Origin of the sequence: Porifericola rhodea (assembly GCF_030506305.1) — a bacterium.
Taxonomy (GTDB): Bacteria; Bacteroidota; Bacteroidia; order Cytophagales; family Cyclobacteriaceae; genus Catalinimonas; species Catalinimonas rhodea.
Genome location: NZ_CP119421.1, coordinates 2,821,798 through 2,845,831 on the forward strand (window position 1 = coordinate 2,821,798; position 24,034 = coordinate 2,845,831).

Annotated in this window: 22 protein-coding genes; 9 read left to right on the forward strand and 13 right to left on the reverse strand. The window is 43.2% G+C overall.

Annotated elements, in window-relative coordinates; genetic code table 11:
* The first annotated feature begins 5 nt into the window (after positions 1-5).
* Positions 6-608, forward strand: coding sequence for an acyl carrier protein phosphodiesterase (locus PZB74_RS11545; protein WP_302236093.1), 603 nt, complete (start codon positions 6-8; stop codon positions 606-608).
* On the forward strand, positions 589-1,587 hold the full coding sequence (locus PZB74_RS11550) for a 2-hydroxyacid dehydrogenase (protein WP_302236095.1): 999 nt from the start codon (positions 589-591) through the stop codon (positions 1,585-1,587). Before PZB74_RS11545 ends, PZB74_RS11550 begins: the two co-directional genes overlap by 20 nt.
* A 9-nt stretch (positions 1,588-1,596) precedes the next feature.
* Here PZB74_RS11550 and PZB74_RS11555 read toward each other — a convergent pair whose 3' ends face one another.
* The 10 genes from PZB74_RS11555 to trpC all read right to left on the reverse strand — a co-directional run bounded on the left by PZB74_RS11555 (position 1,597) and on the right by trpC (position 9,935).
* The gene (locus PZB74_RS11555; RefSeq protein ID WP_302236096.1) at positions 1,597-2,022 is read right to left on the reverse strand and encodes a septal ring lytic transglycosylase RlpA family protein; all 426 of its coding nucleotides are present in this window, start codon (positions 2,020-2,022) and stop codon (positions 1,597-1,599) included.
* A 96-nt stretch (positions 2,023-2,118) separates the two neighbouring features.
* Complete coding sequence (locus PZB74_RS11560) at positions 2,119-2,745, reverse strand: hypothetical protein (RefSeq protein ID WP_302236098.1); 627 nt, start codon at positions 2,743-2,745, stop codon at positions 2,119-2,121.
* Positions 2,746-3,087: 342 nt separating this feature from the next.
* Positions 3,088-3,858: an ABC transporter permease gene (locus PZB74_RS11565; protein WP_302236100.1), complete on the reverse strand. Its 771-nt coding sequence runs from the start codon at positions 3,856-3,858 to the stop codon at positions 3,088-3,090.
* Positions 3,839-4,759 carry an ABC transporter ATP-binding protein gene (locus tag PZB74_RS11570; RefSeq protein ID WP_302236102.1) on the reverse strand — a complete coding sequence of 307 codons (921 nt, stop codon included), beginning with the start codon at positions 4,757-4,759 and terminating at the stop codon, positions 3,839-3,841. Before PZB74_RS11570 ends, PZB74_RS11565 begins: the two co-directional genes overlap by 20 nt.
* Before the next feature lie 110 nt (positions 4,760-4,869).
* Positions 4,870-5,310 carry a hypothetical protein gene (locus PZB74_RS11575; protein ID WP_302236104.1) on the reverse strand — a complete coding sequence of 147 codons (441 nt, stop codon included), beginning with the start codon at positions 5,308-5,310 and terminating at the stop codon, positions 4,870-4,872.
* 103 nt (positions 5,311-5,413) lie between these two features.
* A complete protein-coding gene (gene trpA, locus PZB74_RS11580; RefSeq protein WP_302236106.1) occupies positions 5,414-6,199 on the reverse strand; it encodes a tryptophan synthase subunit alpha in 786 nt (261 codons plus the stop codon).
* 14 nt (positions 6,200-6,213) lie between these two features.
* The gene (locus PZB74_RS11585; protein WP_302236107.1) at positions 6,214-7,104 is read right to left on the reverse strand and encodes an ATP-grasp domain-containing protein; all 891 of its coding nucleotides are present in this window, start codon (positions 7,102-7,104) and stop codon (positions 6,214-6,216) included.
* A gap of 29 nt (positions 7,105-7,133) precedes the next feature.
* Positions 7,134-8,339: a tryptophan synthase subunit beta gene (trpB, locus tag PZB74_RS11590; RefSeq protein ID WP_302236109.1), complete on the reverse strand. Its 1,206-nt coding sequence runs from the start codon at positions 8,337-8,339 to the stop codon at positions 7,134-7,136.
* A 62-nt stretch (positions 8,340-8,401) separates the two neighbouring features.
* Entirely contained in the window at positions 8,402-9,097 is a 696-nt protein-coding gene (locus PZB74_RS11595; RefSeq protein WP_302236112.1) for a phosphoribosylanthranilate isomerase, read from the reverse strand.
* Positions 9,098-9,140: 43 nt separating this feature from the next.
* Positions 9,141-9,935 carry an indole-3-glycerol phosphate synthase TrpC gene (trpC, locus tag PZB74_RS11600; RefSeq protein ID WP_302236114.1) on the reverse strand — a complete coding sequence of 265 codons (795 nt, stop codon included), beginning with the start codon at positions 9,933-9,935 and terminating at the stop codon, positions 9,141-9,143.
* Positions 9,936-10,205: 270 nt separating this feature from the next.
* On the opposite strand from trpC, the gene PZB74_RS11605 reads away from it, so the two are divergent.
* Positions 10,206-11,693 carry an arginine deiminase family protein gene (locus tag PZB74_RS11605; protein WP_302236116.1) on the forward strand — a complete coding sequence of 496 codons (1,488 nt, stop codon included), beginning with the start codon at positions 10,206-10,208 and terminating at the stop codon, positions 11,691-11,693.
* Between the two features lie 97 nt (positions 11,694-11,790).
* Positions 11,791-12,738 carry a citrulline utilization hydrolase CtlX gene (ctlX, locus tag PZB74_RS11610; protein ID WP_302236117.1) on the forward strand — a complete coding sequence of 316 codons (948 nt, stop codon included), beginning with the start codon at positions 11,791-11,793 and terminating at the stop codon, positions 12,736-12,738.
* Positions 12,739-12,819: 81 nt separating this feature from the next.
* Here ctlX and PZB74_RS11615 read toward each other — a convergent pair whose 3' ends face one another.
* A complete protein-coding gene (locus PZB74_RS11615; RefSeq protein ID WP_302236119.1) occupies positions 12,820-14,907 on the reverse strand; it encodes an alpha-L-fucosidase in 2,088 nt (695 codons plus the stop codon).
* A gap of 683 nt (positions 14,908-15,590) precedes the next feature.
* Between PZB74_RS11615 and PZB74_RS11620 the strand changes: the two genes are divergently transcribed.
* The 5 genes from PZB74_RS11620 (at position 15,591) to PZB74_RS11640 (ending at position 22,192) form a co-directional block, all read left to right on the forward strand.
* Positions 15,591-15,938, forward strand: coding sequence for a hypothetical protein (locus PZB74_RS11620; RefSeq protein WP_302236120.1), 348 nt, complete (start codon positions 15,591-15,593; stop codon positions 15,936-15,938).
* A 10-nt stretch (positions 15,939-15,948) separates the two neighbouring features.
* A complete protein-coding gene (locus PZB74_RS11625) occupies positions 15,949-19,230 on the forward strand; it encodes an Ig-like domain-containing protein (RefSeq protein ID WP_302236123.1) in 3,282 nt (1,093 codons plus the stop codon).
* Between the two features lie 8 nt (positions 19,231-19,238).
* On the forward strand, positions 19,239-20,216 hold the full coding sequence (locus PZB74_RS11630; RefSeq protein ID WP_302236126.1) for a PorP/SprF family type IX secretion system membrane protein: 978 nt from the start codon (positions 19,239-19,241) through the stop codon (positions 20,214-20,216).
* A gap of 359 nt (positions 20,217-20,575) precedes the next feature.
* On the forward strand, positions 20,576-21,712 hold the full coding sequence (locus tag PZB74_RS11635) for a M12 family metallopeptidase (protein WP_302236128.1): 1,137 nt from the start codon (positions 20,576-20,578) through the stop codon (positions 21,710-21,712).
* Between the two features lie 108 nt (positions 21,713-21,820).
* Entirely contained in the window at positions 21,821-22,192 is a 372-nt protein-coding gene (locus PZB74_RS11640; protein ID WP_302236131.1) for a DUF4890 domain-containing protein, read from the forward strand.
* Positions 22,193-22,240: 48 nt separating this feature from the next.
* On the opposite strand, the gene aat is transcribed toward PZB74_RS11640, so the two are convergent.
* The gene (aat, locus tag PZB74_RS11645) at positions 22,241-22,933 is read right to left on the reverse strand and encodes a leucyl/phenylalanyl-tRNA--protein transferase (protein ID WP_302236133.1); all 693 of its coding nucleotides are present in this window, start codon (positions 22,931-22,933) and stop codon (positions 22,241-22,243) included.
* 58 nt (positions 22,934-22,991) lie between these two features.
* Positions 22,992-23,981, reverse strand: a complete 990-nt coding sequence (gene trpD / locus PZB74_RS11650; protein WP_302236135.1) for an anthranilate phosphoribosyltransferase — start codon at positions 23,979-23,981, stop codon at positions 22,992-22,994.
* Positions 23,982-24,034: the final 53 nt, after the last annotated feature.

Here is a 24,034-nt window from a genome sequence, read left to right on the forward strand (position 1 = left end):
TAAGCATGAACTTTCTGGCCCATTTCTACCTTTCCGACCTGGATGACTCTCTGATCATTGGCAATTTCCTGGGTGATTTTGTGAAAGGCAGCCAGTATGAGAAATTCCCTCCTGCGGTAGCCCGGGGCATACAACTCCACCGGGAAATTGATAGCTTTACAGATCAGCATTCTTGTCATTTGCAAAGTAAGCATCGGTTATCCGCTAAGTATGGTCATTATGCCGGAGTGGCGATTGATATGTTTTACGATCACCTGCTGGCGGTACAGTGGACCGATTACTCTGATATACCGCTAGACAAATTTAGCCAGCATGTCTATGCCGTGTTGCAGGCCAATCAGGATGTGCTCACTCCATCTTCCGAGCGTACCCTTACTTATATGGCCAGGCACGACTGGCTGCTAAGTTATCAGCAGATGGAGGGCTTGAGCAAAGCTCTTTCCGGTATCAGCCAGCGGGCACGCTTTCGTTCTTACCTGGAAGAAGCTCACCTGGAACTGCAAAAAGATTTTTCTGACTACGCCCATGATTTTTCGCTCTTTTTTCCCGATCTACGTAGACATGTACGTGACTTTTTAAATTCCACCCATGAAGGTAGCTTTCTTTAGTACTAAGTCTTACGACAAAAAGTTTATGGAGAAAATCAATGAAGATTATCACCATGAACTTATTTTTTTTGATACCGGCCTGGATCTATCTACTGCTATTTTGGCACAAGGCTTTGAGGCTATTTGTATTTTTGTAAATGATAAAGCCGACAGGGCTATACTGGAAAAGCTACAGAGCCAGGGTGTACGATTATTGGCACTACGAGCTGCTGGCTTTAATAACGTTGACCTGAAAGCTGCGCAGGAACTGAGCATTAAAGTGGTGCGAGTACCGGCCTACTCTCCTTATGCGGTGGCAGAGCACGCATTGGCTATGATACTTACCCTCAATCGTAAAACTCATATTGCTTATGACCGGGTGCGTAATGGTAATTTTTCTCTGGAACGGCTCATGGGCTTTGACTTAAGAGGCAAAACGGTAGGTGTAATTGGTACCGGAAAAATAGGACAGGTATTTGCCAATATTATGCATGGTCTTGGCTGCCATGTCTTAACTTATGACCCTTACCCTAATGAAGATTTTGCCAGTGAAGAGTGGGTTGTATATGTAGATCTTCACGAGATGTTTAAGCGCTCAGATATAATCTCTCTACATTGCCCTCTTACCGAAGACTCTTATCACCTTTTGGATGAAGAAGCATTACAACAAATTAAACCTGGGATGATGCTCATTAATACCAGTAGGGGTGGTTTAGTAGATGCTAAAGCCATGATCAAAGGGCTGAAAAGTGGAAGGATAGGTTACCTTGGCCTTGATGTATATGAGCAGGAAGAGAATCTTTTTTTTGAGGATCTTTCCGGACACATTATTCAGGATGATGATATTGCCCGCCTCATGACTTTTCCTAATGTTCTAATTACCTCTCATCAGGCTTTTTTTACAGAAAACGCCATGACTAAAATAGCAGAAACCACACTGCAAAACATTAGTGATTTTGAAGCAGGCCAGGAGTTAAAGAATGAAGTTAAGCTCAAATAAGCGTTATCATTACTTCGCCTGCTTAACATTACCAGATGTAGAATTAAGCTCCTGATTCAAACTATCCGCTATTTCCTGAGGTAGAGAAGCCTTAATTATTACTTCTGCTACACCATCTTGTATAAGACCTAATGAGTCTGCGGCCCTACGAGAAACATCTAATATTCGCCTTCCATGGTAGGGGCCACGGTCATTTACTTTCAGACGGATCTGTATCTGGTTTTCCGGGTTGATTACCAGAATTTCTGTGCCAAGTGGTAAGTGACGGTGGGCAGCAGTGAGGCTATCGGGATGGTAAGTTTCGCCATTAGCGGTGGTTTGTCCTGCCAGAGCATTAGCATAATAAGAAGCCTGCCCCTGTTGTTCAAAGTTAAAGGCTTCGCCAGTCTGGCAAGCTTGTAAGATGAGAAAAAATGGAATAAGGAGAATGTTCATATACTTGCTCATATTAATAATATAAGCAAATTGCTATAATTTAGCATAAAAAAACCGCCTTTTGGCGGTTATAACATACTTAAGCTAGTTTAGCTTTTATCTTTTAATGCCACCCATATTGCGGCCCATCTCTTCTACAGCATTTCTTTCTGTTTGTAACTCTCTACGCAGGCGACGTTCTTTTTCCAGGGAAGTGCGACGAAGTTCTTCCATTTCTTCCTGCAATTGTACAAAATTCAGTTGTGTGCGCTGGGTTACATTTCGGCTGCGCTTAAACTGGTAGATAGCACCTGCCAGCAATACTAGAAGAATGGCGGTAGTAATCCAGAAGGCAGCTACAAACTTATCTTTAGGAACATCCAGCCCTAATACAGAAATGTGAGTAGCAGCGTGTTCACTGTCTTCTACAATTACCTGCTGCTCATCAATCTTCTGAGTAAGCTTTGCAACTTCCTGATTAAGGTTCTCTACCTTATCTTGCGTAGATTTTAACTCCTGTTTAGAGTCTGCCAGACGATTCTGAACATTTCTCCAGATGTTATTCAAGTCTTGTAGGTTGACTACTTTGTACTCTCTTCCAGAGCTTGATTTAACAGAGTTAGAAGACTCTATCATCTCATTAAACTGCTTATCAATATCGCTGCTTGTTTCTTGCGCAAACACACTAGTCACTGAAAGGCATACTGCCAATCCAAAGAATAACATACGGTTGATAGTTCTCATAACACCTCTACTTTTTTTCTTAATGCTTTTATGATTTTGCCTTGTGTCTGAAGACTCGTTTGTCTCTGACATCAAAAATAAGGCTATATTAGTTACAACTGACAATTCTTTAAAATAATTGCATTATTTCGGCTTAATCCGATAAGCTACAAGTTCTAAAAAATATGCTTTTTCAAAGAAAAAGGGCTATTTCAGGATATATCATCAATATATCAAGAATATTATATCGCTTATGCTTTTGCAAATTTTGTGAAAAATTTCCTTAAGATGTAGTTTTTTGCCCCTTAAGTTTTATCAAATTAATAAAAAAGCTCTCATTTTAGTAAGTTATCATAAAGATACTTATGTGCGAATCTTCATTTGACGAAAATCCAAAAGCCCAAGACATGTGCCAAGTAAGCAATAACTCATACTCAAAAATTCTACCTGGCTGAGAGGCTGTAGCAGGTACTTCTCCTCTAAATACAATAAGGGGTAAGAATATGGAAGGTAAACGGCATATGGCCAACCTTCTACTAATAGTGCCGAAAGTATAAAACCTATCACTCCTATGCCCAGGGCCACAACAAAGGAGCTAAAGCGTATACTAACCCAAAATTGCAGAGCCAGCATAGCAGCAACAGAAATTATAGTTTTAGAAGCGAGCTTCAGAAGGTACAATATGTCCAGACCTGAAGAGGATAACCCCAACTCAGGCCTTAGCCATGCGAGCAGAAAGCCTGAAAGTAACATAAGGCAGACAAAATAAATATGGGAGCAGGTGATCAACAGGTAGGTAAATAGTAATTTGGAAAGATATAGCTCGGTACGGCTGATGGTAGTAATTAGTAATAGCTTCCACATTCCGTTTTTGTACTCGGTATAGCAAACCAGTGCTGCGATAATAATGGCGAATAAGGGTAGAAGCATAAAGGCAGTGCCTTCATAATAGGCGTGGTAAAAATTTTTCCAGGCATGTTCATGCTCATCCGGTAGAAAAGTGTCTGTACCCAACAAAAGAATCACAAAAAAAGCGATGATAATTCCACTGCTACCCAGAAAGGAAAGCCAGGCTGCCAGAGAGTTTTTTGATTTTAATATTTCGGCAGACAGGCTAGCGCTTAATGACTTCATGCTGATGTGTTTTAGTAAATCTAAAGTAGAGATCTTCCAGGCGAGCTTCCTGCTGAGTGATTTTATAGATAGCTATCTGCTGAGCGCGAAGCAGATCAATAATTACACTGATTTGATCTTTGTTTTCAATGTTAATGAGTAGGCCATTCTCATCTTGTTGGCAGAAAAATTTAGCACCAGATAAAAGCTGCCTGGCTTTGATGTTGTCATTAGTTTTAATGCAAAGAGGCTGATGAGCATAATTTTGCTGTTGCAAATCTTTTATTCTACCCTGATAAAGCAGCTTTCCTTCTTGTAGGATGCCTACATAGTCGCAGCTTAACTCTATCTCGTGTAGCAAATGACTTGATAATAATATAGTTTTCCCCTCTTGCTGAAGGCTACGAATTAACTTACGGATAGTAACTATACCTTCTGGATCAAGGCCGTTGACAGGTTCATCCAGAATAAGCAGCTTTGGGTCGTGCAGTAAAGCGAGAGCAATTCCCAGCCTTTGCTTCATGCCAGTAGAATAAGTACTCACCTTTTGATGTGCGTAAGCATTTAGTGCCACACGTTCCAACACTTCTTCTATTCTGCTTTGGATAATCCCTCTATAGATGCTATTAATGGATAGGTTGTCATATGCACTAAGGTGAGTATAGAGAGCCGGGCTTTCTACCAATGCGCCTACCTCTTTATAAAGTGAAACACCGGCCTTGTTCAGCATTTGTTTTTGCAAAAAGACTTCCCCCTGCTTAGGTTTTAGCAAGCCTAGGATCAGTTTCATCAGTGTAGATTTACCTGCTCCATTTTGTCCCAGTAGTCCAAAACAACTTCCGTCAGGTACCTCCAGATAAATATCATCTATGCCTTTCTCCTGTCTGGCATATGAAAAAGATAAAGCTCGTGCTCGAATCATAAAATGCGTACCAGCATTAGACAAAATTGTTTGTGTGTTGGAGAAATAATGTTTTGGGGCATAAAAAAAGCACCCGAAGGTGCTATTACGTTATGCTGGCTGTAGATGTCTTAATTACTGTTTCTTCCAAAAATGTAGTGGAAGCCCCATGAGCCTCTCAGTATATGTTCCCAGTTATCTTCGGTAGTAATAATGGGAGCAATTTCTGTATGTAATCCTAAATTACTAAAGTTTTCCAGGGGGTATACTCTTAAGCCTATGGGTACTACCAAACCAGGAATAGTATTTACTCTCAGACCTACACCTCCATACACTTCGTGCTGAGACTGGTTAACAAAACTGTAAGTGGCAACTACTTCCGGGGCAATGTTATCAAAATCAATGTCAGTGCTTAGACGTAGTTCTGCCATAAGAGGCACCTCCTGAAAGTTGTACTGTATACCAGCAAAAGGTAGCCCAGACTGGTGGTAACTGATTCCTAGCTGTGCCTGTGCAGACTGAACTGATAAAAATACTGCTCCAACTAATAAAAAGACGCGAATTAGCTTCATTCAATAAAAGTTTTAGGGTTTGCACTTAAAAATTATTGCGTAAAGTAAAAACTTTTTGTGAAGCACTCAAAGTGTTTAAACATAAGTTGATTGAATTTGTGAATTACCCTTTAACTTCGCTTACGTATTGCTTAATGTCCTCTTTCAAATTAGTACTCTTTTCTAATACTCGGATAAAAGCACTACCAATAATTGCCCCGCTGGCATGTTTGCAAGCTTTGCTAAAAGTTTCATGATTAGAGATGCCAAAACCAATAAGAGTGGGGTACTTCAGTTGCATAGCCTGTACTCTTTTAAAATATGCTACCTGCTCATCAGAAATACCTGTTTTGGCACCAGTAATACTGGCTGAAGATACCATATATATAAATCCGTGAGAGTGCTCATCAATCAGGCGGATGCGCTCTTCAGAGGTCTGGGGAGAGATAAGGAAAATATTGTATAAGCCGTAAGACTCAAATATAGCTTTGTATTCGTCCAGATACTCCTGCATAGGAAGGTCAGGCAATATGAGTGCGTCAATACCTACCTTCTGACACTGCTGGCAGAAGTTCTCCAAGCCATACTGCATTACCGGATTAAGGTAGCCCATCAGGATAATGGGGAGCGTAACAGACTGACGAACTTCCTGTAACTGCTCAAAAAGAAGCTTGATAGTCATACCCTGCTTAAGCGCTTGGGTACCACTTTGCTGTATGGTAGGACCATCAGCTAGAGGGTCAGAGAAGGGCATGCCAATTTCTATAATGTCTGCGCCCGCTTCTTCCAGGTATTGAGCTATTTTAACAGTGTTGTTGAGCTGCGGAAAACCAGCAGTATAGTAAACAGAGAGTATATTCTCTTGCTTGTTCTGAAAAAGTTGGTCTATGCGGTTAGTGGTCTGGATCATGATATGTCAATTTTTTATCGTATGCTATTATTAAGCGCCTGTGCAAATAAAGAGGGGGAGGCCGTGCTGTATTCAAAATATAAAGAAGGCTCTATCAGCTCCACTTCCATCAGCACGAATCTGCCCTCTTTATCACGCACCAAATCTACCCGGGCGTAAAGTGGCTGAGGTTGTATAGCTTCCATCACCTGATAGGCAGTATTAAGAACTTCCTGCTCTGGTGTAATAGCGCTGATCCTTCCTCCATGTTCTTCCTGCACTCTAAAATCTTGTGCTTTAGGTCTTTTTAGTACGGTATGGCTATAGTTACCCCCAAAAAAGAATAGAGAATACTCCCCTTCGGCAACAATACTTTCCAGAAAGGGCTGTACCATAAAAGCACGTTGTTCAAAAGCCTTTCCTATTTCGTGTAGCTCCTGCTCAGGGAGAGATGCCGCTATGCGGTAAGTATGGTCTGCATTGGCACTAATTACGGGTTTCACAATTAGCTCTTTAGTAGCCAGGTCAATTTTCCACTTCTGTAACTGAGCCAGATCAAAGCTAATGCTTGTATCTGTACTGGTGGGCTCCCCCCAGAGTGTAGGCACAATTGCAATTCCTTTTTCTTCCAGCTGCTTCAAATACGTTTTTGAAAGATTCCAACGCACCAGATCCAGGCTGTTCTCCAACTGGGCAGAAGACTTCTCAATATCCTCCAGCACTTGCATAAATGCCTCTGGTGCGCTCTGGTAGTCCCAGGTGGTGCGGATTACTACGGCATCGTACTGGTTCCAGTTCACATTTTGTTTTCTCCAGGAAACTTCTTCGGTCTTCCAGCCTAGCTCACGCAGAGGTTCAAAAGCTAAACGGTCGTAGCTATAAAAGCCATCCAGGCTGTCCATGCTAAGAAAAGCACAGCTGCGCATGATATCTAAAAATTTTGTCTTGGTTAGTATTAGTATTTACCCCACTTGATGTAGGTCTCCAGATCTTTATCGCCACGTCCAGACAGGTTGATCACTACTACATCTTCTGGCTTTAGGCTCATCTGATGAAGTGCGCTTAGCGCATGGGCCGACTCTATCGCAGGAATAATACCTTCAAGCCTGCTTAACAGTACGCCCGCCTTCATAGCTTCGTCATCGGTAACACTGTAAAAAGTACCACGCCCGGTATCAAAAAGGTTAGCGTGCATAGGGCCAATACCTGGATAATCCAGTCCGGCAGAGATAGAGTGGGGTTCAGTAACCTGACCGTCATCGGTCTGCATCAGCAAAGTACGGCTGCCATGCAAAATTCCGGGCTTACCGAGAGCGGTAGTAGCTGCTGAGCGTCCGCTGGCTACCCCTTCACCTGCTGCTTCTACAGCGATTAGGTTTACGTCAGCCTCATCAAAGTAATGGTAATAAGCGCCGGCAGCATTACTTCCTCCACCCACACAAGCTACCACATAGTTAGGATTTTCTGAGCCCGTCTGCTCTTTAAGCTGCCTCTTTATCTCTTCGCTAATTACTGCCTGAAAGCGGGCTACCATATCAGGGTAAGGGTGGGGGCCAACTACTGAGCCAATAATGTAATGGCTATCTTTAGGGTTATTGATCCAGTGGCGCATAGCTTCATTGGTAGCGTCTTTAAGGGTTTTGCTGCCAGAATCTGCGGGTATTACCTCTGCTCCAAGTATGCGCATGCGCTCTACGTTTGGCTTCTGGCGTTCGGTGTCCAGTCGGCCCATAAATACTTTACACTCCATACCCATGAGTGCACAAACGGTAGCTGTAGCCACGCCATGCTGTCCGGCGCCCGTTTCCGCGATAATAAACTTCTTATTCAGCCTTTTGGCCAGCAAGATCTGCCCTATAGTATTATTTACCTTGTGGGCACCTGTATGGCAAAGGTCCTCACGCTTAAGGTAAATCTTAGCACCAAATTTTTCTGAAAGCCGCTCAGCAAAATAGAGAGGAGTGGGTCGCCCTACATAGTCTTTGAGTAACTGCCTGAACTGCTTCTGAAAATCGGGGGTATTGATGATCTCCAGATAGTTTTTCTGAAGCTCCTCTATATTTGGATGCAGCATCTCCGGGATAAAGGCACCACCAAACTGACCATAATAACCTCTTTCGTTGACATTGTAGGGGCTGTGCTGTACGTCTTTCGCTTCCATGATTGATTTCCTGTTTCTTAATCTTCAGTTATGCTATGTTTAGCACTGAACTAGGTTGAAAATTACTGATTTTTTTGGCGTGAAGGAAATGGCTTCTTTCCAGGCTTCTTTTCTTCTCTGCCGTAAAGCTTATCTTTTAGCTTCTGTACAAGATTGATATCTTTTAGACCGGGCTCAATTTCAAAGCGGCTATTCACATCTATAGCGTGAATATTGAAGAATGATAGTGCACTAAGCTGGGGCACATTGTCCAGACTGATACCTCCACTTAAAATGAAGGGAACCTCCTGATCATAGCGGCGAAGTTGCCCCCAATCAAAAGTTTCGCCATTACCTCCGGGGTGTTTGCCGGCAGTGTCAAACAAAAAATAATTGACGTAGGGCTTATAAGCTTCTAACTGCTTAAAGTCAAAGTCTTCCTGCCCCAGGCTAAATACTTTAATCACCTTGAAGCCAGCTTTTTTTGCTGCCTGGCACTGCTCAGGGCTCTCCTGCCCGTGTAGTTGCAGTACATCTATATGGTAGGCTTTGGCCTGCTTCAGCATTTTGTCCGTATCGGCATTTACAAATACGCCCACTTTTTTTATTTGCTTAGGGAGCTGTTGCAAATCTTTGGGCTTAAGCGTATCGGGCATATAACGACGAGACTTCTCATAAAAAATGAAGCCCAGATAGTCGGGTTTCATCTGCGCTACTTTGCGCATGTTATGAAGAAATTTAATTCCGCAGACTTTGAGCTTTATTCTTGGGTTTGTCATGCTTATATCAACTTCAGATACACTTTTGATAGTTCGGAGAAAGTCAGATTTGTTGCAGTAAATTTTTGCAGGCTGCCGAAGGGTCTGCCTGTTTCATAAAGTATTCGCCTATTAGAAACCCCTGAAAGCCATGTGCTGTCAGCGTACGAATGTTGTCAGGATGGCTGATACCACTCTCAGATATCTTGACCATGCCCTCCGGCATCAGTTGAGCCAAAGCTATAGAGGTTTGTATGCTTACTTCAAAAGTTTTGAGGTTCCGGTTATTCACCCCCACTACATGGATAAAAGGAGCTATAGTCTCATCCAGAGCAGTCTGGCGTAGCTCTTCTTCATTATGCACCTCCAGCAGAACCTCCAGGCCCAACTCACGAGCATAGGCGGCGAGCTGTTTTACCTGCTCAGGACTAAGAATAGCGGCAATTAGCAATATGGCATCGGCACCCAGCGCTTTTGCTTCTGTAATCTGGTAAGGGTCTATGGTAAAATCTTTACGCAGAATCGGGCATTCGTTATTGTCCCTTGCAATCCGCAAATTAGTATCGCTACCCTCAAAAAAATCAATATCGGTAAGTACTGATAAAGCAGCCGCACCCGCATGTACGTACCCAGTCGTGGTTTCCTTAACATCTGCTTCGGCATTAATAATCCCTTTGGAAGGAGACTTACGCTTAAACTCAGCGATAATTCCCGGTTGCTTTTCCTTTAGGGCTTGAGAAAGCGAATAGGTTTTGCGCTCAAAATAAGGGCTGCTTTTTAGCTTTTCTTCAGACTGTTCGGCTTTACGTTGGGCTACTTCTTCTTTCTTCCGGACAACAATCTTATCCAGTATATTCATAGTACTTGTGACTTAATTATGCGTTCCAAAGTTAACCAAAAAGACATCGTTTTACAGCAGAGCTGCTGATTTATTGGCACCTCGGACTTCATTTGTGTGCAAGACCGCAGGCCGAAGGTCGTAAATAACTGGTACAAAGCCTTATAGCTCCCTGTTAATGCTGATTTTCGGAGCTTAGCCCTTTGGGTTTTCTGCTAAGATCAATCAAAGTGCGGGGAATTATTTTAACTTTGGCAGTAATTATACATAACAACATAAGCCCTATTAAGTATGACAAATCACAACGTTAGAGTTACCTCGGAGATAGGTCGTTTGAGGCGTTTGCTGGTACATAGCCCCGATGCTGGTATTGGTAAAATAGTGCCTCGTATTAAAGAGCAGTTACTTTATGACGATATCGTATACCTGGAAAAAATGCAGCAGGAGTACGGAGAGTATCTGAAAATTTTACTTTGCTTTCTGGATCAGGATAAGATCAAGGGCAAAGCTAATGATCCAACTTATCAGGAGGCTTCTCGCAACAATAGTTTTGATTCTGATTATGTGCTCAAAGTAGAGGAGATGCTGACCCGTATCCTGCACAATGAAGATGTAAAATACCTGCTGGTACCTTCTGTTTGTGCGATAGAAAAATGCGGGCTGCGTGTACAGAAGCGTCTGTTAGAGATGGAGCCTGCACAACTGGCCAATACCCTGATTACAGGTATACTAGAAGACAATGGAAAGGACGTATTTATTTTTGCTCCGGTGCCTAATCTTATTTTTACAAGAGACATAGGCATTACTATACATGACCACATACTACTGAGCAAACCCTACGAAGATGCGCGTGACCGTGAAGCTCTTCTCTTTAAATATATTGCCCATTTTGAACTGCTAAAACAGACTACCAGCCAGCAACCCGACGAACTGGCACAGCAGGTAATTGAGCTTCAGGAGCCTAATCCTTTTTTCCTTTCCAGTGAAGAAGAGGCGGCAGAAAAAATGGTAACTATTGAAGGTGGTGACGTAATGATGATAAGCCCTAGACACCTACTGGTAGGCTTGAGTGAGCGTACTTCTATGGCTGCTGCGGAGCGCCTGATGGAAGAGGTGTTTAGCAACAACATCATTCAGAAAGTATCTGTAGTTAAGATACCTCGACGTAGAGCATACATGCACATAGACACTGTCTTTACTCAGGTAAAAAAAGACACATGGATATTATTTAGCCCATTCTCTAAAAAAGAGATGCTCAACAGGAGTAATAAGTTTGACTTTGATGGAGCTATCTCTGGCAAACGCTCAGAACCTGTTTACAATGTAGAGATTACTCAGTTTATTCGTCTGGACGAAGGCAATGGAAACTTTAGCGTAAGCATTAATAAGCTGAGCTACTTGGATGACCTGATGGAGCAAATTAGTAAAGAAGATTTCGGAGCCACCCACTGTGAGGTAATACCAAGCGCCGGAGGAGAGTTTCCTTATAGTGAGCGCGAGCAGTGGACAGATGCCTGTAACTTTCTCGCACTGCGAGAAGGAGTAGTAGTAGGCTATGACCGTAATGTAAAAACTGAAGAGGAATTTAGAAAGAGAGGCTTTGCCGTAATGCAGTCAGCAGAAATTATAGAGCAGGTAGAAAATGGTAAGGATATTAATGAAGTAGTGAACGGAGATACCTTAATTCTACTGCCATCTGCCGAGCTGTCTCGTGCCAGGGGAGGTACCCACTGTATGAGTATGCCACTACTAAGAGACGAAGTGAGTGTACAGGCCTAATTGCTTAAATGGCCGGCAGTTTGTAAAGCTACGCGATTACTTTTGTAATTGCTGCTAAGTTAAGTATTCAGTTTGTCGGCATAAACTCTTAATAATTATGAATAAGCAAGTACAACTGACAGATACAATACTGATGATAAGGCCGGTAAAATTTGGCTACAATGCTGAAACGGCTACTAATAATCTATACCAGAAAAAGCAGGAAGAGCAGACCGCAGAAAGTATTCAGCATAAGGCTTTGACGGAGTTTAACCAGTTTGTAGATAAACTACAGGCCGCCGGGCTCAGCGTGATTACCATAGATGATACAATTTCTCCCTCCAAGCCAGACTCCATTTTTCCAAACAACTGGATCTCTACTCATGATGACGGTACTATTGTCACCTACCCTATGTGGGCTACCAGCAGAAGAAAAGAACGCCGTGAGGACATTATAGAAAAGCTTCAGTCGCTGGGCTATAGTGCTGGTAGGCGAGTAGACTACGCAAGGTTTGAATCGGAGGAGCAGTTTCTGGAAGGTACTGGAAGTATGATACTGGACCGGGAGCATAAAATCGCCTATGCTTGTGTATCTCCAAGAACTCACAAAGAACTATTTGCTGCATTCTGCGAGGAATTTGGCTATAAAGCGGTACTTTTTACCGCCTCACAAACTACCAGGGAGGGTAAGCTTTCTGAGATATATCATACCAATGTGATGATGAGTGTAGGCGAAAATATTGCTATCATCTGTGATGAGACCATACGTAATGCTGAAGAAAGGAATAGAGTGTTGCAGACCCTCAAAAATACTGGTAAAGAAATAGTTAGTATTAGTGAGGCTCAATGCAATCAGTTTGCAGGCAATATGCTACAGGTCAGAAATAGGGAAGGTAAAAAACTATTGGTGATGTCTGAGCAGGCGTATCGGTCTTTAAACGAAGCCCAGGTGAAGCAGATAGAAAAGCATACTGAAATTCTGTATAGCCCGCTTTATACTATTGAAACTAATGGAGGGGGAAGTGCTCGCTGCATGATGGCAGAGATATTTCTGCCTAAAGCTTAGGAGTTGAGGTCTGCCAAGAAATAACCAAAAGCGAAAGATAACCAGCAGAGCCACCTTCTAAAGTCGCTCTGCTTTTGTGTTTTATTTAGTAAGTACGCCTATCTCAGCGATTTTAACTTCTTTTTGGCCATCCAGTACCTTGGTAGCTACAAATTTGAGATAGCGTCCCTTTTTTACCGGATACTTTACTTTTTGCTCAATAGGGTTGTTGCGTATGTTAGAAAACTCTCCTTTAGCTACCGCTTCGCCCCAGTTCTTGCCATCCTGGCTCACATAAATCTCGTAGTTAGACACAATACCTGTAGCATAGCGACTCTGGTCGGGCGTATAGGTAAGTCCATTCAGTTGATACGCTTCACCAAGATCAATAATCCATTCGGCAGGAAAAACATCTGTCTTCTCACTCCAGTAGGTAGAGGTTTTGCCATCCCAGATAGCGTTTACGTCCTTTGCTTTTCCTTTGGGCTGAACCAGCTTCCACTTGGCTTTGCTAATATCAAAATCTACGCTGGCTAACGGGCTGCTATTTCCGGTACGTTCATCTACTATAACTGCCTGCACCTTCGCTTTCTCAGCTAACTTAAACGGCTTAGTATACACTTTAGACGATTTTCCCGGTTTTTGGCCATCTGTAGTATAGTACACCTTAGCATCTTCATCTGCTGTTTCTATATCAACCATGCCCTCCTTACTTCTGAAGATTTGAGGGGCACTTAGCACTTTGGGCGCACGGTACAGCTCTATGTTTGAGATTAGAGGGCATGCTTTAGCATCTGTTACGTTAAAGCGAACTTTGGAAACCTCTACATCGGGGAAGCGGAGAATACGCTTATAGCCGATAGTAGTTTCTTCTGCAATGGTAGTCCACTTGCCATTGTTCCACCCTTCTACAGTAAAGGTTTTAACTCTTTGGCCTAACGGAATGTACTCCTGTACCAAAAAGCGGTTGATGTACGTAGGCTCTTCCAGGTCAATGGTAAGTGAAGCACTGTTAACATTGTCATCGGTAGCCCAGTAAGTTTTAGGGTCATTATCATTAACTTTGCTGGCATCATAGGTGGCGTCTTCATTTCTGTACTGGCTGACCTCAACAGACTTGTTTAAAGCCAGGTTATTGGCAAAATCTTTCTTAATTTGCTCTGCCAGCTGAATAACATGAGCCGAATCTATTTCGTGTATCAGTCCGCGAGTATCTACCGGAAAGTTGAGCAAGAAAGTGCCATTGCGGCCAATACTATGATAATAGATGTCCAGCAGTTCGGGCAGTGTTTTTACTTTATGGTCTTCAGACTCATGGTAGTACCAGCCGGGGCGGGTAGAGGTATTTACTTCTGCAGGCAGCCAGTGGGTGCCATCCTCGTGGCCAGAGCGTAGCTCCAGATAGCGAGGCCATCCGGGCCAGGCCTCATCGCGGCGGAGCAGGCTCCAGTTCGTTTTATTAGCAAAACCTTCTTCGGTACCTACCCAGCGTACATCCGGGCCAGCATCACTAAAAAGTACGGCCATGGGCTGTAGCTCTCTTACAATATCATAAGTATTTTCCCAGTCATAATACGTTTTGCGGTCAATTTTACGCTCTTCATTAGCTCCTCCATAATAGCCGCTACCGCCATTAGCACCATCAAACCACACCTCAAAAATATCTCCGTAATTAGTTAGTAATTCACGCAGCTGGTTTCTAAAGTAGGTCAGGTACTCTGGCTTTCCGTAGTCAGGGTGGTTTCTGTCCCAGGGAGAGAGGTATATGCCCATCTCCAGGCCATACTCATCACAGGCTTCTCTTAACTCCTGCAGCACATCGCCTTTTCCGTTTTTCCAGGGAGAGCTTTCTACAGAATGGTCGGTGTACTCCGAAGGCCATAGGCAGAATCCATCGTGGTGTTTGGCAGTAAGTATGATACCTTTCATGCCAGCTTGTTTGGCTACGCGTGCCCACTGTCGGCAGTCTAGTTGTGTAGGGTTAAAAATTTCAGGAGACTCATCTCCAAAGCCCCATTCTTTATCTGTAAAGGTATTGATATTAAAGTGTACAAAGGCGTAGTATTCCAGCTTTTGCCATTCCAGCTGTCGCTCAGAAGGCACTGGCCCATAGGGCTCCGGTGCTTGTGCGTATGTGTTTAGCGTGATCAAAAAGCCCGCTACCCCATACAATAATCTTGTCAGTTTCATAAAGGTGAAATCATGCAGTGTTGAAAATGGATATAGCTGGAAAAATAACCACAGCAAACCAAAAAACGAAGCTCTTGGCGGTAGATGCTATTATAAGGCGAGAATATGTGTAAAAAGTACAAACTGATACACCTGAACCTTAAGCTAACATTTCATTTTTGTAGGTTTTACAAAGGATACATGCATTTTGTAAGCAGGATTATAAGGCTTTTGCTTACTTATTTTGCTTTATCTCTATTCTTGATATGCGTAAGATTTTGCTTTTTTGTACAACAAATATTTACCTAAGGCTTTGAGTATGAATAGTATATAATGAATAATAATAATTAATTGTATAAATAATTTTATATGAATGTGATAAAATTATATTATTCTTATGTGGTATTATACTTATCAACTTCTAGATTTTTTTAGCTATACATTCCCAATAAGCATACTTCTTTACTGTTTTTACAATTTCTTTTAGGCCATACAGGAAAAGAAAGAAAACACTACGAGTGTGTTATAGCCACAAGCTAAGCACCGCATCTTGTTCAGCCTCTCCCTAACTTTCGGATGTATTAGATACTGCTATTGAAGAGCAGGTCCGCGAAGAAATTTCCTGAAGTATCTGAATAACCACAAGTAGAAACGAGATGAGAGACAAGAGGCCTTTATTAGTTTTTTTATTCCTGCTGACGGCCATGTCAGTTAAGGCATTTGCCCCAAGCCAGTGGGTACAGCTTAAGGAAAGTAGTGCTTTTTCGGTGAGCTTTCGCCGGCTTCGCTGCAAAGACGAGCAAAATGGTGTAAGCTTCAGTTTTTATGCTATTCGTCTGGAAAATAAAAGCAATCAGAAAATTAACCTGCAATGGTACAATGCTGGCGAAGGTGAGGGACAAAGCGATGAAAATTATGTGAGCCTCATTCTGCAGCCTGGCGAAGTTAAAGAAGGCTTGTGTGATGCGTATGCCGCTAATCCTCTAATGGTTTTGGCCCAGTCTCAATCTACCCAGCCAGTACTTTCAGATTTTAAGTTTTACCTACTCTAGCCCCGGATCTATGCAAAAATATTTACTAAAAACTGCTGCATCCCTGGCTTTATCCATATTAGGACTGGCTACGCAGGCACAAGATTTTACCATCACTCCCAGCAAAGCTAGCGGTAGTTGTGGTAACCAGAAAGTGAATTTCGAGGCTGGCTTTGTGGAAATTGGCACTACTTACGCTTTTGATTCAGGCCAGCTACCCGAAGCCTGGTCTTCCAGCCCTTACAATGTTGGGCAGGCCTGTTCCGGTATATTTGCCGATACCCCCGACGACTCAGATTATTTTTGGGCTACAATTAACAATGAGGAGGGATTTCGTTTTGTAGCCACTAACGATCAAAATGTAAGTGTTGGAGGGCAAATCAGCTTCAGTATGCGTTTTGGTCGTGATGATCCTAGCGGAGGCTGCGAAAATCCTGATGAGCCAAGCGAGGGAGTTTACCTGCAATACTCAACCGACGAAGGAGCACACTGGACCACCATTAAATACTGGGTACCTACCAGAATAGGAGAATTGTCTCCTGAGGGGCTGGACCTTTACAGCTGGAATACCTTTAATGTAGTTGTACCCGAAGAGGCTAAGTCAACCAGCACACGTTTTCGTTGGTTTCAACCTTCTAACTCAGGCTCCAGCTACGACAACTGGGGGTTAGATGATATTTCTGTTTTTGTAATGCGCGAAGCGCAAAGCTATAGCTGGAACATTGGTGATGGGCAAACTTATGAGAACCAGAACCTGGAAGCTCAATTTGATAGCAATGGCACAAAGAGTATTCAGTGTACTGTGGTAGACTCTGAAGGAGACAGCTATACCAGCACAATTGCTTACGATGTAGTTATGGACAATGAAGCGCCTACAGCTAAAGCAACCAATTATTTTCTGATACTGGATGAAAATGGAGAGGCTGAACTAATCGCTGACTACCTGGATGCCGGAAGTACAGACAACTGTGGAGAAGTGAAGTTTTCCGTTGACAAAACAACTTTTAGCTGTGCAGAATTGGGTGACAATAATGTAAACCTGAGCGTTAGCGATAATGCCGGAAATACCAGTACAATAGAGGCGATAGTTACGATATACGACTTTACTGCTCCTCAGGTACTTACTAAAAACATTAACGTGGCGCTGGATAGTGCAGGTACGTTAAGCCTGAATCCCGCCCAGATAGATGGAGGCTCTATGGATGCCTGTTCATCTGAGCTGAGCTTTAGCCTTGACAAAAGCGAGTTTACTTATGAGAACCTGGGGGAGAATACTGTCAGGTTAACTGCCACCGACGAAAGCGGAAACCAGAACAGTGCTACTGCCACCGTTACTATCAGCGATGCCATTGCCCCTTACGCTTATGAGGTAGTGCTACAGAAAAATACGGCAAGCAAAGCTGAGGCTGAAGACTTTGCCTTTACTATTGCGAATGCTGAAATAGGAGCTAATTATGAATATGTTATAAGCGGTTATGGTGCAACAGTAAACGGCGGTGGAAAAGTAAACGATACTGAGGAAGTAGTAAGTGGAATAAAAATGAGTAGCCTGGAAGATGGTGAAATTACTATTTCTGTGGTGTTGAGCGATGCTTACGGTAACCGTGGCGAAGCCGCCCTTAAGCAGCTGCTAAAAGAAACCAGTGAACCTACAGTAGCTATCAGCAGAGATAAAGAGAACGAAAGCATTGTAAACATCAGCTTTAGCGAAGAAGTAAAGGGTTTTACTTTGGAAAATATTGTTGTAGAAAATGCTACGCTTTCTGAGTTGCGAACTAACGACCAGAAAAACTTCAGCATAGAAGTAACGCCTATAGCTGATGGCAATGTGAGTCTCCAACTACCAGCAGGAGTAGTATCTGATGCGGCAGGCAATGGTAATACGGCATCAGAAGTATTCAGCTATCTGTACGATGGTAATGCGCCGCAGTTTAGCCTATCAACTGAAGCCAAAGTATACAATCAGCCATTTCAGCTTTGGGTAGATTTTGATGAAGAAGTAAAGAATTTTACGCTGGAAGATATCCAGCTAAGTCAGGGAGAGGCTTCAGATTTACAGACGCTCAATAACAAAAACTTTAGTGTATTTATCACACCTACTACGGATGGTGAGTTGCAGATAAGCATAGAAGCCGGAGCGGTGCAGGATATGGGAGGCAATACCAACAAAACAGCTCAACAGACAATAGTTCATTACGATGCAACAGCCCCTGCCGGATACGCTATCGTTGAGCCTTTAGCGGAGGTAAACAGCAGCAATCTGACAGATTATACTATTAAACTTGAAGGACTGGAGGAGGGAGCTCAGGTTTTCTACTCTATCAGCGGAGGAAATGTAGATGTCAAGGGTGAATTTATCGCTACTCAAAGCCAGATGTCAATTTCCGGACTGGATATGCGTACTCTTCCTGATGGTGCACTTAATCTAAATGTATATTTGCTAGATGCGGCTGCAAACCGTGGAGAGGTAGCAGAGGCGAAAATAAGCAAGTCTACACAAGAGATCTTATCTGTTGAGGCTTTAGCCGCGATAGAGGTGTCCTTTGCCACAACATTTGACGCTCTGCCGCTGCCTCAACATATTACAGCACAATGTTCAGATGGTGAGCATCGTATGAAAGTACAATGGCAGAGGGGAAGCTATACGTCAGATCAGCCTGAGACTTATCATCTGGAAGGAGAAATAATCAGCGAAACGTATTCTAATCCTCAAAACCTGAAAGCCGGGCTGAGCGTAAGAGTGCTACCTAATGCAGCTCCAGCGCAAATCAGCCTCTCCAGGCATACATTTACAACTGCTGATGAAGAGCCAGTGGGCTATTTTACAACTCAGGATGCTGATGATGATACGCATTCTTACAGTTTGGTAGCAGGCCCTGAAGACAATGACAACCGTTTCTTCAGTATAGTAGACGATGCTTTGTACTTTAACTATAGCCGTAGCCTCGGCAAGCAGAAAAATTTCTCTATCCGGGTAGAGAGCAAAGATGCACAGGGCAATAGCTTGCAAACCAGTTTTAAACTTGCCCTACAGGACGTGGAGCTTCCTACAGAAATTAATTTTGTAAATACTTTTTCACCTAATGGTGATGGTATCAATGACCAATGGGTAGTATCTGATCTCAAGTTTTTTAAAGAGGTACAGATAGAGGTATACGACCGTGCGGGGCGACGTGTGTTTCAGAGCTCAGACCCTGAGCAGGGCTGGGATGGACGCGTAAACGGAAGCGTAGCTGGAGGAGGTTTTTACTACATCATTACGGTTAACGATATACAACTTACCAAACGTGGCGTCCTTAGCGTCATCAAATAGCATTACACATGAAAAAACTCTACTTTATCTTTTTGCTGACGCTCTTTTTTTCCAATCTTCAGGCACAAACCCGTAAGCAGGCCGCTCACTTTTCTTTGTTAAAGAGCTATTACAATCCTGCCTTAACAGGTTTTGAAGGCTCGGTAGTAAAGGGACTGTACCGAAGCCAGTGGTCTTCTTACGAGGGTGCTCCGTCTACTGTTTATCTTTCTGCAGAGCTAAATATGCATGAACTGAAACAGTGGCAGCAGGCTGAGGAACAACAGAAAAGAATCTATAAAACCCAAAATGCTCAGTATGCCCGTCATGCGTTTGGTTTATCTTTTCTGAAAGATACATTTGGCCCATACTATGAGCATCAACTGCACCTGAGCTATAGTTCTAACTTAAGAATTACCAGAAATCTTAACCTGCGTGCTGGTGCTGCCCTTACCTACAATATGGAAGGAATGGATGCCGCTCAGGTAAATCTGGAGCAAAGCAATGATCCTTTTGTTATGCAGTATATGCAGAATACCAAAAGTGGTCGTGTAGATGTGAACCTGGGAATGATGCTCAGCAGCAAAAATTTCTTTCTGGGCTATGCCTTGCAGGATGCTACGAAAGGCCAGGCTTCTTTTAACAGAGAAAATACCGCTATTGCCTATGCATACAAGCATATCATCCAGTCTGCTTATCGTACCCAGTTTTCTGAGCAGTTTGCACTTATCGTTAATGGTATTTATCAGTACGATGAAGAAAGAGGGGGAGTACTGGAGGGGCAAATGAAAGCCCTATTTTATCAGAAATTCTGGGCTACTGCCGGCTACCGTAAGCAGCTGGCTTACACTTTTGGTTTTGGTGTTCAGCTACATAAATTAAACATCGGCTATGCTATGGAGGTGCCTACCGGAGAAGCACAACTCCAGGCACAAACCAATGAGCTCAGCCTGAGCTATCGTTTAGGGCAAAGCAGGCATGTAGCAGGCAAAATCAATATGTGGTAGAGGGTAGTTACTTTCTATCACGTTTTTTGCAAAAGTTCGGTTCTTACCTCTGCTCCGCTTTAATTAGCTAGCTGCACTTTTTGTAGCTTACTGAGTACCATATTTTTTCTGCACATCAACAGCTTAGAAAAGCCTGTGCCGGCATTTCGTATTTTGCAGTTCCACCCTCAGCTTTTCCTTACATTTCAGCTTAAGTATCTGTCGATTTAAAATGACGCTTAATACCTATCAGACTGCGCTAACATATAACATAAGTTGGTAGTTTTTTCCTTATCTTATTCTTTGTAACAGCAGGTAGAACATTACTCATCTGCGTGTGCGATTTTTTGTAGCAGACACTTACCAAACCTAAACAAAGCATGGCTAAACAGAAGAAAAAGACCAAGGCAAAAGAGGCTGATACCCAGGAAGAAAAGCAGATGCGCTACTGCTCTATGCCAGTAGTACCGGTACGTACCTTTGACCCGGATGTTGACCCTATGAGAGCAGCTGCCATTATCATTACTGATAATAAGTGGGTAAACGGCACCGTCATTCATTACTACTTTTTTGATCAGGAAGAGGATGGCGAATACAGTTTTACACCTTCAGGAGAACGTGTATGGAGAAGCTGGGTAGGCAGTAAAGAACAGCAGGATGTAGTAAGAGAAGCATTTAAGACCTGGAAAGATATTGGCATAGGGCTGGAGTTTGAAGAGGTAAACAATCGTGAGGATGCCGAAGTAAGGATAGGGTTTATGCAGGGAGATGGCTCCTGGTCTTATCTGGGTACTTATGTGCTTAATATCGGGGCAGGGCAGCGTACCATGAATTTCGGCTGGGACCTCACCAGCAGCCAGGGAAGAGATACTGCACTGCACGAAATAGGGCATACGCTAGGGCTACCTCACGAGCATCAAAACCCTAATGCAGGTATCGTTTGGGACGAAGAAGCCGTTTACGCAGCCCTGGCAAAGCCACCCAATAACTGGTCGGAGGAGATGACCTATCATAATATTATCCGTAAGCTGGACCCGGACACTGTACAGGGTTCTAACTGGGACCCGGATTCTATTATGCACTATCCTTTTGAGCCTGGCCTTATTCTGGAACCAGAAGAGTATGGAACCAAAGGTATATCGCCGGCACCCGGCCTGTCGGAAAGAGATATACAGTGGGTGCGCTACTTTTATCCTCCACTGGAAGAGAAAACTGACGAGCTTAAGCCATTCCGTTCCAAAAAGCTAGAGATCAGAGCCGGAGATCAGGTAGACCACCTCATTAAACCTAAAACTACCCGCACGTACAATATCAGAACTTTTGGTAAGTCAGATACCATACTGGTGCTTTTTGAAGAGGAAGATGGCGAATGGAAATATCGTAGTGCTGATGATGATAGTGGTAAAGAATATAATGCGCACCTACGCTACCGCCTGATCAAAGGCAGGCGCTATATGCTCCGAACACGTCTTTATTATCAGCATCTGGAAGGTAATTTTGCGGTTATGATGTGGTAGCTGAGCACAGGAAGTGTGGCTAGAAAAAATGTGCAAAAATTTTTAGTAAGCCATTAAACTTTTACCTGACAAGGCTATCTAAGCTCTGAAAACAAAACAAATAGTACAATGAAGACACGAATAATAGCCATTGTTTTTGGAGTAATGTTAAGTACGGCAGCTTTTGCCCAGAGAGCTACACCGGAAGAGAGAGCAGATAAAATGAGTGCTCGTCTGACAGAGAAACTAGAGCTTGATGAAAGCCAGTCAAAAGAAGTGAAGCAGATTATTCTTAGCAATATGGAAGCCAGCAGAGAAAAGATGCAACAGGTATCCAGCCGCGAAGAGCGGATGGAAATCATGAAAGAAAGTGATGCTAAGATGGATGAAGAGCTGAAGCTGGTATTTAGCGAAGAGCAGTATCAGCAGTATCAGACAGTTAAAGCAGAAACCAAAGAAAGGGAAGGCAAACGTAGAGGAAGCCGCCGTAGTGAAAGTTAATTTACTTTCTCCTTTTATGCATACTGTAAGCTACCCTATACGGGTAGCTTATTTTTTGTCTAGCCAATGAGACCAACTGCCCTGAAAGCTAGGGGCCTCCAAAGCCTGGTTGAGTAGTTCCATATAGTCTGAACGAGGTATCTCCTCTGCTCCCATACTTTCCAGGTGGGGCGTATGTACCTGGCTGTCTATCAGGCTGAAACCTCTCTTCTGAAGCTCCCATACCAGCGTAATAAATCCTGCCTTAGAAGCATTACTTACCTTACTGAACATAGACTCACCAAAAAAAATACTGCCTAGCGACACACCGTACAGCCCTCCCAGCAGTTGCCCCTTCTGCCATACCTCTACCGAATGAGCATAGCCCAATTTGTGTAGGTAGCAGTAGGCTTCCAGCATCTCGTCGGTAATCCAGGTACCCTGCTGTCCCCTGCGGCGGGTTTGCTGGCAGGCAGTAATTACCTGCCGAAAGTCAGTATCCAGCGTAATATCAAATTTCTTCTGATTGAAGATAGGGCGCATGCTTCTGGAGACTTTGAGCCGCTCAGGAAACATTACAAAACGAGGGTCAGGGGCGTGCCAGATGATAGGCTGCCCCTCATCGTACCAGGGAAAAATGCCCGAACAATAAGCCAGAAGTAAACGGTCAGGAGAAAGGTCACCACCCAGCGCGATTCCTCCCCACTCTTCTGCTTCTTCAACGGGAGGGAAATTCAAATCATTACTAAGCCAATACAGCATACATAAGGTTTTCTCTCCTGTATATCGTTTAAATACCGTGAAAAGTTATAGGTCAGACCTATTTTGCAATAAGCTTTTGAAAGGCTTCCATCGCATGTCCAGAAAATAAAGACTCACGAGCGGCCTCAATGCTGTCTTTTAGACTAAGCTCCGGCTTACCGCAGTACAGAGCTACCCCGGCATTGGCAAGTACGGCTTCGTTTTGGGCCTGTGTACCTTTACCTTCCAGTATACTGGTAAAAATACGAGCGGCATCTTCTACTGATTCCCCTCCGTGTAGTGCTTCGGGTTTGTGAGTAGAAAACCCAAGATCTTCCGGTCTTAGTATTTGTTCCTGTTCATTGGTAATCATCTTAAAAGGACCAGTCAGCGATATTTCATCATAGCCGTCCAGAGAATGTAAGATTACAAAACGCTTATCAGTTTTCTGATACAAATAAGCATATAGGCGAGCTAGCTCCAGGCTAAACACACCTACCAACTGTTTTTTAGGAAATGAGGGGTTAACCATGGGGCCCAGCATATTAAAAAAAGTTTTCATTCCCAGTTCGCGCCTTACGGGCCCTACATTCTTCATGGCAGGGTGGAAGAGGGGAGCATGCAGAAAACAGATATTCGCATTATCTAGGCTTTTTTTGAGTGCCTCTGCCTCATTAGTAAACTCATAGCCAAAGTGCGTGATAAGGTCAGAAGAACCACTTACTGAGGATACTCCTTTATTACCATGTTTGGCTACTGCCTGTCCTGCGCCAGCTACAACAAAAGAAGCTGTAGTTGAGATATTGAAAGTATCTTTACCATCTCCGCCAGTGCCACATAGGTCAATGGCATCATATTCATCAATATGGAGAGGTACACAAAGCTCCAACATAGCATCACGGAATCCTTCCAACTCTTCTACGGTAATGCTTCGCATCAGAAAAACAGTTAAAAAAGCAGCCATCTGGCTTTGGTTGTATTCTCCCTGCGCGAGCTTGGTAAGGATTTGTTGAGCAGTGTCTTTATCTAAAGATTTATATTCTATCAGATCGTTGAGTATATCTTTCATGCTTGTGGGGTTGCAGTATGATTAAGCCTTAGCTGAGCTATATAGTAACTGTT